We start from the raw sequence: 15,002 nt of genomic DNA, 5'->3' as shown, positions 1-15,002 counted from the left end.
AAGTTCGCTCAGTCGCCGTGGTTTCAGCTTCCGCGCTTCGGCTTCTCCGCCGGAACCTGCAGGATCGTCGTCGCCGCATCTGACGGCGCCTCCTCCTGCGCAGGCGCCGGCGGCGCCTTGGGTGCGGGAACCACAGGTAGTACCGGTGCTGGAGGTTCTTGCGCCGGCGGTGGCTCGGCGGGCTTGGGGATCGCGATCTCCGGCAGCACCGGCTTCGGTTGCTCGACAGGCTTGGGCTGCTCAATGACCTTCGGTGGATCGACGACCTTCGGTGGTTCGACCACTTTGGGCGGTTCGGCGGCCTTCGGCGGTTCGACCGGCTTGGGCTCCTGGCCATCCTGACCCGGCTTGGACACAGGCGGTTTCGGTTCCACCGGGATCGGCTTGGGCAACGAAATCGGCGGCAGCGACGGCAGTGAGATATCCGGCGGCACACCGGAACCCGGCAAGGACGGCAGCGACGGCAACTTCGGCAACGGAATCTCCGACGGCACAATCGGTCCCGGCATTTGCGGCAGCGACACATCGGGCGGCACCGGCAGACCCGGCGGCAGCGAGATCTCCGGGGGAAGCGTGATAGCCGGCGGCAGTTGAATGGCCGGCTGGTCGACGTGCGGCGCGTCAGGGACCGTCGCGTTCGGATCGCGGGTCTCCACCTTGACCGCCAGATCCTTCAACTGCTCCTGAAGTTCCTGCTGCCGCTGTGGATCCTCGACCGTCTGGACCGTCGAGGTGACGGTCTGCAGCTTGTCCTGCGCAGCGTCCCAGTTGCCCTGCTCGATCAGATGTTGAACCTCTTGCATCTCGGTCTGAGCGGCCAGCGCGACCTTGTCGTCGCGGGTGACCTGCTGCTCGCCGAACACCGCGACGCGCAGCCCGTACAGCGCGTCGCCAGGCCCAGCACCGTAGACGACGGCGCCGAACCCGCCCAGGCACAGCATCGCAGCGGCAACAGAGCCCAGGACCGCCATCGACATACGTGTCCGCTGCCGCGAGGCCAGTGAGCGCTGCAGCACGATCTCGGCGTCCCGCAGCCCGGCGATCCGCGCCGGTGGCCTGCGCACCTCGTCCCGCCAACCCGCTAGCAAGTTGGCCAGCTCAGCGTCGGCCGAGTCGGTCGCATACACCGGCTGCTCGGCGGCGAGCGCGTCAAGGTAGCGGTCGGTCCGCCCGACCGCGTTGAGCGACGGGTCGCCACCGTTTCCGCCCCAGCGACTGAAGTCAGGCATGGTCGTGCCCCGTCGCCATGATTTCGCTTTTGAGTCGCGCGAGCGCCCGATGCTGCGCCACCCGCACCGCGCCGGCCGTGCTGCCGACCGCCTCGGCCGTCTCTTCGGCACTCATGCCGACGACCACGCGCAGGATCAGAATCTCGCGCTGCTTTTCCGGCAGAACCGCAAGCAGCCTGTTCATTCGCTCGGCGGACTCGCCTTCGATCGCGAGTTGTTCGGGCCCGGCCTCCACGGAAAGGCGCTCGGGGACGACATCCGTCGGCTCAGAGCGGTTCCTGGCAGCCGCGCGATGCGCGTCGGCAACCTTATGGGCGGCGATGCCATACACAAAGGCCAGGAACGGTCGTCCCTGATCTTTGTAGCGCGGCAGCGCCGTGATGGCAGCCAAGCACACCTCCTGAGCAACATCGTCAGCTGAGAGACCGCTCCGCTCGGCCGTCCCGACCCTGGCCCGGCAGTAGCGGACAACGATCGGACGAATGGTCTCCAGCACCTCCCGGAGCGCGTCCCGGTTGCCCGCCACGGCTTCAGCAACGACAGCATCGAGACGTTCTCCCGAAATTGTCATCGGTGAAGCTCTCTCCAGCGTTACTAATGGGACAGGTGGCCTTTAGCTATTTGCGCTAAACGATATCTATCGGGTCGATGCGGACTGGCTCAGCGATCAAACAACACGCCGCCACGGCGCCGCACCGTATCAGCGGACCGGTCCCGAATTCCAACGACTTCAGCAGCCGAGTGGTTCCCGCTGCCGATGTCGCCGAGAAGGCTGGCCAAAGCCCAGCTCAGCGGCACCAAGCCGAGCCGCTGCGTGGTGATGAGGGCCGAGTCGGCCGCCGCGCGCGCGGCCTCCAGCCGACCGGCGCTGCACAGTGCGGCGGCCCCCACGACCTCGGATTTCACGCTGTGGCGCACAGAGCCGAAAGAGGCGGCCGCCTCAATGGCGCGCTCGGCATGAGCGACGGCCGTTATGCCGTCGCCGGTTGCCATCGCCAGTTCAGCCGACACCCATGCCAGCCGTATCGCCAGCCGCGGCGGCGAGTCGTCGAGCAAACCCTCGGCACGCTGGAGGGCGGCGGCGGATACCGAGAACCGCCCGATTCCGAGCGCATCGGCGGCCAAGCCGATCAGCGCGTCGCCGCGGGCTTCGCGATCGCCGCCCGCCACCGCGAGCGCGCGGCCGTCCCACCCGCGGGCGGGGGTGTGCCAGCCGAGCTGACGCAAGAAGGAGGCGTGGGTGCTGTGCGCCAGGGATGCCAACCGACCGGTGCGACAGGCACGCCGCAGCATCGCGAGCTCGCCGTAGGCATTCGCGTAGCGTCCCTGCCCGCCCGCTGCGACGGCACGCAGCCACAGGTCCTCGGCACTGTGCGCCGCCGGCAGCGGCCAGCACCCCGGATCATCACCGAACGCGGAATCGACGAGCATCAGCCGATGACGTTATCAATCAACCTGACGGGATCCCGGTACCGGTGGTTTCGGGTAACCCGTTGGCGCCGAATCTCTTTGGTTAACAGTTGATGCGCCCCGTGTTACAGCCATGTCAACTGATTGGAAAAGGGTGCGACATTGCTCCGCCACGCCGAATTGAGCGAACTGCGGAAATACGAATCAGAGTGGCGTATTGGGCCATTAGTTATCACCCGCGTCAGCGCCGGCGGGTCGAACCGATGAACGTGATGTAAATTCTCGGCCTGCGGTTATGTAGTTGAGCACATGTGCGCCCTATTGACTCGTTTTGTTAAGCACCCCTACCTTGTTCCCACGAGTAGTCACCGGCGACTTGTGCTCAAATCGGTTCCACAACTCACGCATCGGTGCGTTGCCGAAATCGGTGCGTAGAGAGGGGTTTTCCACATGCCACAGCCGCAACAGCTACCCGGGCCCAACGCTGATATCTGGGATTGGCAGATGCACGGGCTATGCCGAGGAGTCGACTCGTCGGTGTTCTTTCACCCCGATGGCGAACGTGGCCGGGCCCGCGCACAACGCGAACTGCGCGCCAAGGAGATGTGCCGCCGTTGCCCGGTGATTGCCCAGTGCCGCTCGCATGCCCTCGCCGTCGGTGAGCCCTACGGAATCTGGGGCGGCCTGTCGGAGTCCGAGCGGGAGTTGCTACTCAAACGCGGCATCCGCCGCGCCTCCTAGCCGCTACTTGCCAGCTCCCGCAGCGCCAGTTCGGTGCTCGGCCAATCCATGCACTTGTCGGTCACCGATTGACCGTAGGTAAGCGGGCGCGCTTCGGCGGCTTGGGCGCCTCCGACCAGGAAGCTCTCCAGCATCACCCCGCTCACCGGAAGCCCGTCGCGAACCAACCGCGCGACTTCGGCGGCGACGACCGCCTGACGGATGTGATCCTTGCCGGAATTGGCGTGGCTGCAATCGATCACGACCCGTGCGGGCAGCCCCGCCGCCGCCAACTTGGCGGCGGCGCCGCGCACGGAATCCGCATCGTAGTTCGGCCCATCAGTACCGCCGCGCAGGATCACGTGGCAGTCGCCATTGCCCTCGGTCCTGACCAGCGCACCGCGGCCGCGATCGTCCATGCCGAAGAAGACATGCTGGGCAGCAGCGGCTCTCACCCCGTCGACCGCGACCTGGATGCTGCCGTCGGTGCCGTTCTTGAAGCCGACCGGCATCGACAGCCCCGACGCGAGCTGGCGGTGCACCTGCGATTCGGTGGTGCGAGCACCGATTGCTCCCCACGCCACGGCGTCGGCGATGTACTGCGGGCTGGTCGGCTCCAGGAATTCACATCCCACCGGCAGGCCGATGTCGATTATGTCGAGCAGCAATTGCCGAGCGGTACGCAAGCCGCGCGTCACATCGAAGGTGCCGTCCATACCCGGGTCGTTGATCAAGCCCTTCCAACCGGTCGTGGTGCGCGGCTTCTCGAAGTACACGCGCATGACGATCTTGAGCCGGTCGCTGAGCTCGTCGGCGACTTTGACCAGGCGGCTGGCGTAATCCAGGGCGGCGGTCGGGTCGTGCACCGAACAGGGGCCCACCACAACCAGCAGGCGCTCGTCGCGGCCGGCGAGGATCGCCGCGATCTCGTCGCGGTCGCGGGCCACCCGCTCGGCGCGCCGGGCACCCAGCGGGAACTCTGTGAGCACGTCGTGCGGGCTCGGGATCTCGCTGAAGCTGCGAATCCGCCGGTCCGACGTGGCCGGTGCAGTCGCGATCTGCGAGAGGTTCATGGTTGCTGGTGCCTTTCTGGTGTGGGCACTGGGGTGAATGACCGGCGCCCTTGAATGACGAAAGGCAGCGACCTGCTGGTCACTGCCTTGGCTCCGGGTGGATGCGTGCTTAGCGCTGCGCTTTATCGGCTCCGCCCGGAGCCTGCATAAAGCGCCAATAGCCGACGCGTCCACTGATGTTCACGGTGACCAGGTTATACGGCCATCCGACGGCGGCAAAATCGCGGTCGCCGCTCAGCTCTCGGCGATATCGGAGCACAGACCGATGAAGTCGGATGCCAGCACCAGATAGGCGAACCGGTTGCGGTGCCGCGCCGGTGCCACGTAGACGCCGTCGAAAAGGTCAGCCGTCTCACCGCACGAGAACGTGAAGACGACGCTGTGCAGGATGGCGTGGCATAGCTCCCGTACGGAAAGCGTCGCCCGGCGGCCGCCGTCGAACTCGTCGGGCCCTGTCGCGCCGCAGCGGCGGACCGGGAAGCTACGGCCGCTGATGTCGTCTGGCACGTGGCGCGACTCGACCAGTTTCCGTATCGCGTATGCGCCCAACGCGAAGTCCCGCTCGATGAGGTGGTCGGTTCGCGCGGTCCACCGGCTCTGCCGGGTTTTGGCTTCCAGCCTCACGGCGATTTCGACGAGCGCGTCCTGCCACAGGCCTGGGTCCTCGGTCACGCACTGACGATAAGGTCCGCTTTCGCCGCCTACCCGTCGAGCGAGTTGGCCCTGATTCGTGCGGCACCATTCACGGCAATCGAGACAGCCGCTGCGCCGTCCGGCTTGCGGCGAGCTTGGTATGGTCGTGGTCGCAAACGTCACCTTCACACCCCGGCCGCCGGGACCTGATCGATCTGGATCCGTCGGCACACTCGATCAAGTAGTCGACGACATCCGAGCAGCCGCAGAGTCCGGCGCACACGAGCTGATCGTGGACCTCAATCTGCAGGACCGGCTCGCGAGCACCGAGCAGATGCTCGAGGCAGCTGTCGAGATACGGGACCGGGGGTAAGCGCCGGGCTCATCGCCGCGCTGGTTCGAGCCCGAAAACCCTTGCCGCGGCGGACTTTCCCTTCAGCGGATGGGTTCCCCTGTCGTGGAGGCCCTGCGGTCGTGAGGCCAGCGTGTCGACGGTCTGCTGAGTCAGCAGGATCGTATCGCCGGTGACCTTGGTGAGCCGCTCGACACGTGCCGCCACGTTCACCGCATCCCCGATCAAGGTGAACTCGAGTTTGCCTGCGCCGCCGATGGTTCCGGCGATCACCACACCGGTGTTGATCCCCATGCCGATGCGGAGCTCACCACCGAATCGCTCGGCGACCCGCTGATGAATCGTCATCGCGGCGGACACCGCGGCGTCGCCATGGTCGGCGAGGTCGTTCGGTGCACCAAAGACCGCGAGCGCACCGTCACCGAGGTACTTGTTGACGTGTCCGCCGGCGTCCACCACCGCCGGCACCACGATCTCGAACAACGCGTTCAACCGCGCGACGGTGTCCTCGGCGCTGTTGGCTTCGGCGTACGGTGTGAAGTCGCGAATGTCGACGAACATCACCGTCACCTTACGGCGCTCACCGGTGAACACGTCGTCACCCTGTTCGAGCAGCCGCTTGGCGAGTGCGGGGTCGACATAGGAGCCGAACGCCGCCTGAAGACGTTGCCGCTCAGCTAAACCCGCCTGCATCCGATTGAAAGATGCCGCCAACGCCCCCAGGTCATCGTCTTGAACCACGGGCAGACGCTGCGAGTAGTCGCCGGCCGCAACACGTTTGGTACCGTCGGCCAGATCCCGGATGGGCCGCTGGGACGGCGAGACCATGGCACCGATGGTGATGGGCGCGCCGAGGCCGAGCGTGACGATGAACCCGATCAGAGCCGGAAGAGCTGGGAACTGACCAGCTGGGTCCAGGACGACCACCATCATCGCGCCCATGACGGTGAAGGCGTACATGGAACCGAGCATCGCTAGGTTCGACCACGCAGCAAAAGTCGGGCGAGGACGGGGAAGCGCGTCGCCGATCTCTGTGGTTCCGGAGAGCGCGATCCTCGCCGGCCGAATTGCTCCTTGTACTGAATTGTGCACGCCGATCAGCGCCATGGCGATTCCCATCGCGACGCCTAGGAAGCCGTATTGAGTCAGCCGAGTCCCCGTCGCGCCGGCAATCGCTCCGACAATGCCGGTGAGGAACACTGTCCAAACGGGCAGGAAAATCAAGGCTCGAACGCCCGCCGCCCGAGTCCACGCATACGTGTCTGCCAATGCTGCCGCACGATCGACTCCACGGCCGGCCGCCCACCATTGGACGCGTTGAAACCGTCGGCTGCCGGGAAGAATGGACACCGATGCGTTCACAAGAACCGCGACGACCGTAAAGGCGGCTGCCTCGAGGTACTGATTCGACTTCTCGAACGCGACAACAACAAATGACCAGATGACATACGTTGGCATCATCCCGGCGAGCACAAATGCCCAGATCACCCACGAGTATCTAGGTCCGAACCGCTCCCACCCCCACTGCCAAATGCGTTCCATGCCGCGAGGCTAAGCGTCAGCAGCCGTTGGCCTTCGGCTATTGAGCAGTTCGTGTCGGCTTATGCCCCGGCCGCCGGAAGGTTGTAGGTGCTTGCGCGCGTGATAGGCCAACAGAAAATAAGTCAGCCGGTCATTCTCGAGGCAGCGTCTGCGGGCATGAGACGCCAACGAAAAAGGTCAGCCGGTGGGCAAACTCCGGCGGAGGGTCGAGATCACCCGGAGTCGCGGCTCCATCAGCCACCCGCGTCGGCCGCGTGGCGCCATCCGTTCACCTGATGAGGGGGTCGGGAGGATCCAGTGCACGCTCGCGGGGAGTCGCCGCGAGGTCAAGGCTGAAAATCCTTGTCGGGGCCGCCTTTCCCTTCAGTGCGTGCGGTCCCCGATCCGCGATTGCGGCGGGCCGAGAACTAAGGGCGTCGACCGTCTGTTGAGTGAGCAGGATCGAGTCGCCGGTGGTCTTGGTGAGCTGCTCGACGCGTGCGGCGACGTTGACGGTGTCACCGATCAAGGTGAACTCGAGTTTGCCTGCGCCGCCGATAGTTCCGGCGATCACGACACCGGTGTTGATCCCGATGCCGATCCGCAACCCACCACCGAACCGCTCACCCACTCGACGATGAATCACTATGGCAGCCGACACCGCAGCATCGGCGTGCGCGCCAAGGTCATTCGGTGCACCGAACACGGCCAGAGCACCGTCGCCGAGGAACTTGTTGACGTGCCCACCGGCCTCCACCACCGCTGGCACCACAATGTCGAACAACGCATTCAGGCGCGCAACCGTGTCCTCGGCGGAATTCGCTTCGGCGAACGGCGTGAAGTCGCGAATGTCAACGAACATCACCGTCACCTCGCGGCGCTCGCCGGTGAAGACGTCATCGCCCTGTTCGAGCAGCCGCGCCGCCAACGCCGGATCGACGTAGGTGCCAAACGCTGCCTGAAGTCGTTGCCGCTCGGCCAAACCCGCCTGCATGCGGTTGAACGAAGCCGAAAGCGCTCCGAGATCATCGTCCTGCACCACCGGCACACGGTGCCCGTAATCGCCGGCCGCGACGCGGTCGGTTCCTGCCGCAAGATCTCGAATCGGCCGCAACGCCGGTGCAAATGTGAGGCCGACAGAGAGCGGGATTCCCACCACGACCATCAGCGCGGATCCGATCACAAGAAAGAGCAGAGGTTTCGCATCGAACCGATCAAGTGCGGTTGCCAGCATCGCGCCCTCAATGGCGAATATGAAGATGTTCGCAAGAACGAATACGGTCGATCGGGCGGCGAAGGTCGGACGGGAGCGTGGTAGAGAGTCGCCGACGGCCGTATGACCGGCGATTGCGAGCCTGGCCGGCCGCGCGGTCGCTTCTGCAAGGCTGTGCATCGCGATGAGCCCACTGGCCGCTCCTACGCCTACGCCGAGGATCCCGTACTGAACGATCCTCGACTCTGTCGCCCCGGCGATCGCCGCGATCACGGCCGACACCAGTCCGCCCCAAACAGCGTTGAGGACGGCCGCGCGAGCGATCGCCGCGCGGGTCCAGGCGTACGTCGCCTCCATCGCCCCCGCCCGATCAAGCCACCGACCAGCCGCCCATTCCTGCACAAGTCGACCACGCCCCAGCCCCGGAAGTTGGACCGCATACCCCATCGCCACCACGGCGGGAACTGTGATGGCTGCCGCCTCGACGTAATGATCCGAGCCCTCGACGGCAAGGATGAGGAACGACCAGAAAACGTAAGCCGGCAGAGAGACCGGGATGCTGACCACGTAAACCGCCCACGAGTATTTGGCGGCATACCGGTCCCAGGCCCACTGGTAGATGCGTTCCATACCGAAAACAAAACACCCCCGACCGTGAGACCGGGGGCCGTTTCGCGTCCTACGTCGCTACGCGCTGACCAACGGCTTGAGCGCGTCGCCCACCGCGGTGATGACGCCGGATGTGTGCTTGTGGGTCGGCAGGTTGACGATCACGCCGTCGACGCCGGCGTCCAGCACGCGGCATTTGATCTCCTCGGCAACCTGATCGGGTGTCCCGGCGACCGCCCGCCCGCCACGTGCCTCGCCGATATCCCGGGGCGCATCGTAGCCGTCAACCACGACGGTCAGTAGGCAGCTGGTCTCCAAAGTTGCTGGATCACGCTCGATTTCGGCGCAGCGTTGCCGCAGGACGTCTACTTTGCCGGGCAACTCGTCCATATCGGCGATGATGTTGAGGTGGTCGGCATAGCGGGCGGCCAATCGGAATGTCTTCTTCTCGCCGCTGCCGCCGAGCATGATCGGAATATGGTCCCGGTACCGGGGTTCGTTGATCGCGTTCTCGGTGTGATACCACTTGCCGGAGAAACTCGGTCGTTCGCCGTGCAGCATCGGGACAACGATCTGCAGTGCCTCTTCGAGCTTCTCGAACCGCTCGCTGAACGTGCCGAACTCGAAGCCCAGCTGTCGATGTTCCAGCTCGAACCAGCCCGCCCCGATGCCAAGGATTGCGCGGCCCGCGCTGACGACGTCCAACGTCGTCACGGCCTTGGCGAGCAGCGTTGGATTCCGATAAGTGTTGCCGGTAACCAACGTTGACAGCTGCACCCGCTCGGTGGCCGTGGCCAGAGCGCCCAGGGCGGTGTAGGCCTCTAGCATCGGCTCGTCGGGTTCACCCAGCGTGGGCAGTTGGTAGAAGTGGTCCATCACCAGCACGGTGTCGAATCCGGCTGCCTCGGCCTCCTGGGCCTGGGCGATGACGGCCGGAAACAGCTCCGCGACCGGCGTGCCGTAGGAGAAGTTGGGAATCTGCAATCCGAGTCGAATGGTCACGTCTTTCGTAACGGCGCCAGACCGGCATCACATTCCGACTCTCAGAGCTTCGGTGGCGATGCAGTTTTCCGTCAGCCTCCGTAGGGCGCTTCCGCGCCGTGCTGAGCCTGACTCGCAGTGAAGCCGTCGAACTCCGGTTGGTCAATCAACTTCTGTCTGGAAACTGCGGCGTATCCAGATAGGTCTTGGCCTTGGCGATTGCGTTCTCCTGGGCGGCAGTGAAGCTGGCTTCAGCGGCGCGTGGGGGTTCGACCGACGTCGACATCGGGGTGGCGTCGGCTGCTTCGGTCGTGGTGCCACCTCCAGAGGACGAAGATGGTTTTTCGTCGCCGTTGCCGATGGACCCGATTGATGAGAAAGGGCGAGCTCATAACCGTATTGCGGGCCAGAACAATTCGAAAAGCCGCTCGCGCCACCCCTCCGCAACCCTCCCAGTACGCGATTGCTCGGCGATATATGCGCCAACGATCGCGTCGATGAGGGTCGCGGTGTCGATGTCGGCACGCATGGCGCCCACGGCCTTGGCGGTCTCGATGACGGACGTCAGTTCGGCCCGTTGCGCGGCGAGTATCTGCCGGAACGCCTCCGAGAACTCCGGGTCATCCTCTGTCAGCAACGCCGCAAAGCCGCCGAGCCCAATGCCGTTCTCGACGGCCTCGACAGCGTGATCGATCAGCCAGCGGAGCTGCTCGGCCGCATCTGTCTGACGATCCGGCGGCGCGGGCGACGCAAGCTTCGATAAGGCGCTTGACAGCATGTCCCGACGGTTGAGGTGTCGCCGGTAGATCGTCGTCTTTGCAATTCCCGACTGCGCAGCAACGGCTTCGACGGTGACGGCGCGGGGCCCGGCGGAACGCAATATTTGCAGCGCGGAGTCCGCGATGCCGTCCTCGACGCGACGCTGTCGAGCCATGCGGCCTCCTTCCGACGGAATAAGTCTCCGCCATTCCACGCTACGCTATCCGTAGCGATTGCTACGCTACGCGTAGCGTAGTGGTGCTCTGGAAGTGGAAAGGAAGATATCAATGAAGAACTTGTCGCGGATTTCCGCTGAAGTCGCCTCTGCCGTGGGCTATCTGCTGCTGCTCGCAGCATTTACCTCGCTTGGGCTGTTCATCGCTGCCTTGGCCGCCGGCAGCGCCCTGGCCGCGATCCTCGGCATCGGTCTAATCGCCTGCCTGGCGGGTTCCGTAATCGGGTTCCGTTCGGCAGCTCAGGCGCTGAAGCAGTCGGGAGTCTTCGCCGAGGCCACCAGCCCGGTGAGCATCTTCTCATCCCCGCTTCGCCGGCAGGAGGTCGATCGGTATCTCGAGAGCTACCGCGGCGAACAGGGCCCACCCGGTCCATCACGGACGATGACCGTGATTGCCGGCGCCAGTTCGCCCCGCCGAACCGACACCGAACATGTGGAGCCCTCGCTGCTATCGGCGTGACCGATGGCCCTGGCTTGCTCAGTGATGACGACGGTCATGGCCGTCGTCCGCCGGCTTGTCCACAGCCGCGGTCTCGGCCGTGCCGAATTGCATCGCCGCTGGGTCGAGCCCGAAGATCTGTACCGAGGCTGACTTTCCTTTCAATGCGTGTGAGCCCCGGTTGACGAGCTTCGGCGGCCGGGTAGCTAAGGCGTCGACGCACTGCTGGGTGAGAAGAATCGGGTCACCGGTGGTCTTGGTGAACTGCTCGACGCGGGCAGCGACGTTCACTGTGTCACCGATCAGCGTGAACTCCAGCTTGCTCCCGCCGCCGATGGTGCCCGCGATCACCGGCCCGGTGTTGATGCCGATTCCGACCCGCAGCGCGCCACCGAAGCGCTCGCCGACAAGTCCCTGAATCACCACCGCGGCGCGCACGGCGGCATCAGCATGGCCGACAAGATCATTGGGCGCACCGAACACCGCTAACGCACCATCGCCGAGGAACTTGTTGACATGGCCACCGGCATCCACGACAGCAGGCACCACGATGTCGAACAACGCGTTGAGCCGCGAGACGGTGTCCTCAGCTGTATTCGCCTCCGCGAACGGCGTGAAGTCGCGGACATCGACGAACATCACCGTCACGTCACGACGCTCCCCGCTGAACACATCGTCACCCTGCTCAAGGAGCCGAGCCGCGAGAACGGGATCGACGTAGGTTCCGAACGCCGCCTGAAGCCGTTGCCGCTCAGCCAAACCCGCCTGCATCCGGTTGAACGACGCCACCAGCGCGCCGAGATCGTCATCTTGGACAACCGGCAGGCGTTGGCTGAAATCACCGGCCGCGACACGCTCAGTTCCTGCGGCGAGATCGCGAATTGGTTGCAGGAGTGGCGAGTACGCAGCCCAGAGCGACGGCCCAATGACCAGAACCAGTACACCACCGATCACCATGGCGAGGACAGGGCCGTGCCGCGCCACATTTAAAACCGCTCCCAGCATCGCGCCCGCCACGGCGAACGCGAACCCCACCCCGAGCAGGGCAACGTTGGTCCACGTGCCGAACGCCGGGCGAGATCGGGGCAGGGAATCGCCCATCCAGGCTCCGGACGTGATCGCAGCCCTCGCGGGCCGTAACGTTGATTCGGCGTAGCTATGCGCAGTAATCAACTGGCCGGCAGTCCCGGCGACGGCACCCAGAATCGCGTACTGGATGAGCCGCGACCCGCTCGCGCCGGCAATCATCGCGACACCGACGAACAGCGCCGCGATCCAGAAGAAAGTGACGAGCACCCCTCGCGCAATTACTTTGCGGCCATAGCTATAGGTGGCGCGAAGTGCGCTCAACCGGTCAACGTCGTCTCCGGCGGCCCACCGCTCAATGAGGCGGGGATCCTGTCCACTGGGAAACACCACCACGTACAGGTACGCGAGCACGGCGACGACGGTCACTGCGGCCGCCTCGGTGTAGTGATCAGACCTCTCGAAAGCGACAATCCCGAAGGACCAGGCTAGATAAACCGGGAGTGCCAGCGGCAGCGTGAGCGCCCAGCACACCCACGAATACCTGGATTTATAGCGATCCCACGCCGATTGCCAGATGCGATCCATGGCGAAACAAAACACCCCCGACCTCACGGCCGGGGGCGTTTTGAACTACTCAGTGATGGTGGTGATGACCGTGGCCGTGGCCATGGCCGTCATCCGCCGGCTCTTCCGGCTTGTCGACGACCGCGGTCTCGGTGGTGAGCACCATCCGCGCCACTGATGCGGCGTTGAGCACCGCCGAGCGGGTCACCTTCGCAGGGTCGACGACACCGCCGGCGACCAGGTTCCCGTACTCCAGGGTGGCGGCGTTGAAGCCCTCCCCGGCTGGCATCTCGCTGACCCTGTTGACCACCACGTGCCCGTCGAGACCTGCGTTGGCGGCGATCCAGTACAGCGGTGCTGACAGCGCCTGCGAGAACACGTCGACGCCCAGCGCCTCGTCGCCGGACAGCGCCTCCTTGAGCGTCTTCAGCGCGGACCGGGCCTGCACTAACGCAGCGCCACCGCCGGTGACAATGCCCTCCTCGACGGCCGCCTTGGCTGCAGCGACCGCATCCTCGACGCTCTCCTTGCGTTCCTTGAGCGCCGTCTCGGTGGCCGCGCCGACCTTGATGACGGCGACCCCGCCGGCCAGCTTGGCCAGCCGCTCCTCGAGCTTTTCGCGGTCCCAGTCGGAATCGGTGGTTTCGATCTCGGAGCGCAGCTGGGCCTTGCGGCCCTCGATCGCGTCCTTCGTCCCGCCGCCGTCGACGATCACCGTCTGGTCCTTGCTGACCACGACGCGCCGCGCCGAGCCGAGCACCTCGAGGCCGACCTCGCGCAGCAACAAGCCGACGTCGGGGTTGACCACCTGGCCGCCGGTGACGATCGCGAGATCCTCGAGGAAGGCCTTGCGACGGTCACCGAAGAACGGTGCCTTGACCGCGACGGCCTTCAGGGTCTTGCGAATGGCGTTCACCACCAACGTCGAAAGTGCCTCGCCCTCAACGTCTTCGGCGACGATCAGCAACGGTTTACCCGCCTCCGCGACCTTCTCGAGCAGCGGCAGCAGATCGGGCAACGAGCTGATTTTCTCGCGGTGCAGCAGAACCAGCGCGTCCTCGAGCACCGCCTCCTGCGTGTCGAAGTCGGTTATGAAGTACGCCGAGATGAAGCCTTTGTCAAAGCCGACACCGTCGGTGATCTCCAACTCGGTGTTCAGTGTCGATGACTCCTCGACGGAGACGACGCCGTCGGCGCCGACCTTGGTCATCGCCTCGCCGACCAGCTCGCCGATCTGCTCGTCGCGCGAGGACACGGTGGCGACCTGCGCGATGCCGTTCTTGTCGGACACCGGGGTGGCCGCGGCTAGCAGGGCTTCCGACACCGCGTCGGCGGCCTTGCCGATGCCCGAGCCCAGGGCGATCGGGTTGGCGCCGGCGGCGACGTTGCGCAGACCCGCCTTGACCAGGGCCTGAGCCAGCACGGTCGCGGTCGTCGTACCGTCACCGGCCACGTCGTTGGTCTTGGTGGCCACCGACTTCACCAGCTGAGCGCCCAGGTTCTCGAACGGATCCTCGAGGTCGATCTCACGGGCGATGGTGACGCCGTCGTTGGTAACCGTCGGTCCGCCGAACGACTTGGCCAGCACGACGTGCCGACCGCGCGGACCCAGGGTCACACGCACCGCGTCGGCGAGCTTGTTGACGCCGGATTCCATTGCACGGCGCGCGGTTTCGTTGTATTCGATTTCTTTAGCCATATGCGTGTCCGTCCTCGCTGTGCATGACGCCCCGGGGACCCGCCGCTTGCGCGGGGATCGCCGGGGCGGTCATGTTCGTCGTTACTTGTTGACGATCGCCAGCACGTCGCGCGCGGACAGGATCAAGTACTCCTCGCCGTTGTACTTGATCTCGGTGCCGCCGTACTTGCTGTAGATGACGGTGTCGCCCTCGGACACGTCCAGGGGGATCCGCTTCTCGCCGTCCTCATCCCACCGGCCGGGGCCGACTGCGACGACGGTGCCTTCTTGCGGCTTCTCCTTGGCGGTGTCGGGGATGACCAGACCGGACGCGGTCGTGGTCTCGGCCTCGTTGGCCTGAACGAGGATCTTGTCCTCGAGTGGCTTGATGTTCACGCTCGCCACGATTGGAGCCCTTCCAGTAGTTCGGGTTTCACAGCTCTAGTGGTATTGGCATGCGTCCGTGCCCTCGCGCCGTCGTCGCGGGTGCCGGTCGAGGGCGTGGCCGCCTGCCACCTAGCACTCTATACATGAGAGTGCTAGCACTCAAGGGCGCC

Annotated in this window: 15 protein-coding genes; 3 read left to right on the top strand and 12 right to left on the bottom strand. The window is 65.2% G+C overall.

Going from position 1 to position 15,002, the window contains the following annotated elements:
* Positions 1-23 precede the first annotated feature (23 nt).
* From A5651_RS16360 to A5651_RS16350, 3 genes are all read right to left on the bottom strand, one after another.
* Complete coding sequence (locus A5651_RS16360) at positions 24-1,229, bottom strand: anti-sigma-D factor RsdA (RefSeq protein ID WP_066982850.1); 1,206 nt, start codon at positions 1,227-1,229, stop codon at positions 24-26.
* The gene (locus A5651_RS16355; RefSeq protein WP_066982847.1) at positions 1,222-1,800 is read right to left on the bottom strand and encodes a sigma-70 family RNA polymerase sigma factor; all 579 of its coding nucleotides are present in this window, start codon (positions 1,798-1,800) and stop codon (positions 1,222-1,224) included. The genes A5651_RS16360 and A5651_RS16355 overlap by 8 nt, the downstream gene beginning before the upstream one ends.
* An 89-nt stretch (positions 1,801-1,889) precedes the next feature.
* Positions 1,890-2,660, bottom strand: a complete 771-nt coding sequence (locus A5651_RS16350) for a hypothetical protein (RefSeq protein ID WP_066982844.1) — start codon at positions 2,658-2,660, stop codon at positions 1,890-1,892.
* Positions 2,661-3,089: 429 nt separating this feature from the next.
* Here A5651_RS16350 and A5651_RS16345 point away from each other — a divergent pair, with 429 nt between their 5' ends.
* Positions 3,090-3,380: a WhiB family transcriptional regulator gene (locus tag A5651_RS16345; protein ID WP_066982840.1), complete on the top strand. Its 291-nt coding sequence runs from the start codon at positions 3,090-3,092 to the stop codon at positions 3,378-3,380.
* Here the strand turns inward: A5651_RS16345 and A5651_RS16340 are convergent.
* A complete protein-coding gene (locus A5651_RS16340; RefSeq protein ID WP_066982837.1) occupies positions 3,377-4,432 on the bottom strand; it encodes a 3-deoxy-7-phosphoheptulonate synthase in 1,056 nt (351 codons plus the stop codon). The two genes, A5651_RS16345 and A5651_RS16340, sit on opposite strands and share 4 nt — an antisense overlap.
* A gap of 234 nt (positions 4,433-4,666) precedes the next feature.
* A complete protein-coding gene (locus tag A5651_RS16335) occupies positions 4,667-5,104 on the bottom strand; it encodes a hypothetical protein (protein ID WP_066982834.1) in 438 nt (145 codons plus the stop codon).
* 121 nt (positions 5,105-5,225) lie between these two features.
* Between A5651_RS16335 and A5651_RS16330 the strand changes: the two genes are divergently transcribed.
* Positions 5,226-5,438 carry a hypothetical protein gene (locus A5651_RS16330; protein ID WP_066982831.1) on the top strand — a complete coding sequence of 71 codons (213 nt, stop codon included), beginning with the start codon at positions 5,226-5,228 and terminating at the stop codon, positions 5,436-5,438.
* Between the two features lie 9 nt (positions 5,439-5,447).
* On the opposite strand, the gene A5651_RS16325 is transcribed toward A5651_RS16330, so the two are convergent.
* The 4 genes from A5651_RS16325 to A5651_RS16310 form a co-directional block, all read right to left on the bottom strand.
* On the bottom strand, positions 5,448-6,959 hold the full coding sequence (locus A5651_RS16325) for an adenylate/guanylate cyclase domain-containing protein (RefSeq protein ID WP_066982829.1): 1,512 nt from the start codon (positions 6,957-6,959) through the stop codon (positions 5,448-5,450).
* A gap of 268 nt (positions 6,960-7,227) precedes the next feature.
* Complete coding sequence (locus tag A5651_RS16320; protein WP_066982826.1) at positions 7,228-8,781, bottom strand: adenylate/guanylate cyclase domain-containing protein; 1,554 nt, start codon at positions 8,779-8,781, stop codon at positions 7,228-7,230.
* A 57-nt stretch (positions 8,782-8,838) separates the two neighbouring features.
* Positions 8,839-9,762, bottom strand: a complete 924-nt coding sequence (locus A5651_RS16315) for an LLM class F420-dependent oxidoreductase (RefSeq protein ID WP_066982823.1) — start codon at positions 9,760-9,762, stop codon at positions 8,839-8,841.
* Positions 9,763-10,129: 367 nt separating this feature from the next.
* Positions 10,130-10,675, bottom strand: coding sequence for a TetR/AcrR family transcriptional regulator (locus A5651_RS16310; RefSeq protein ID WP_066982820.1), 546 nt, complete (start codon positions 10,673-10,675; stop codon positions 10,130-10,132).
* Between the two features lie 112 nt (positions 10,676-10,787).
* On the opposite strand from A5651_RS16310, the gene A5651_RS16305 reads away from it, so the two are divergent.
* A complete protein-coding gene (locus A5651_RS16305) occupies positions 10,788-11,195 on the top strand; it encodes a hypothetical protein (RefSeq protein ID WP_066982817.1) in 408 nt (135 codons plus the stop codon).
* 18 nt (positions 11,196-11,213) lie between these two features.
* Here the strand turns inward: A5651_RS16305 and A5651_RS16300 are convergent, their stop codons facing one another.
* The 3 genes from A5651_RS16300 to groES form a co-directional block, all read right to left on the bottom strand.
* Positions 11,214-12,788 carry an adenylate/guanylate cyclase domain-containing protein gene (locus tag A5651_RS16300; protein ID WP_082943807.1) on the bottom strand — a complete coding sequence of 525 codons (1,575 nt, stop codon included), beginning with the start codon at positions 12,786-12,788 and terminating at the stop codon, positions 11,214-11,216.
* Between the two features lie 49 nt (positions 12,789-12,837).
* Complete coding sequence (groL, locus tag A5651_RS16295) at positions 12,838-14,466, bottom strand: chaperonin GroEL (protein ID WP_066982814.1); 1,629 nt, start codon at positions 14,464-14,466, stop codon at positions 12,838-12,840.
* A gap of 81 nt (positions 14,467-14,547) precedes the next feature.
* Positions 14,548-14,850 carry a co-chaperone GroES gene (gene groES, locus A5651_RS16290; RefSeq protein ID WP_066982812.1) on the bottom strand — a complete coding sequence of 101 codons (303 nt, stop codon included), beginning with the start codon at positions 14,848-14,850 and terminating at the stop codon, positions 14,548-14,550.
* Positions 14,851-15,002 lie beyond the last annotated feature (152 nt).

This window comes from Mycobacterium sp. 1274761.0 (genome assembly GCF_001668615.1).
In the GTDB taxonomy this organism is placed as follows: domain Bacteria; phylum Actinomycetota; class Actinomycetes; order Mycobacteriales; family Mycobacteriaceae; genus Mycobacterium.
Note: the sequence above shows the minus strand (reverse complement) of the source record. Positions and strands in the feature narration are given on the sequence as shown.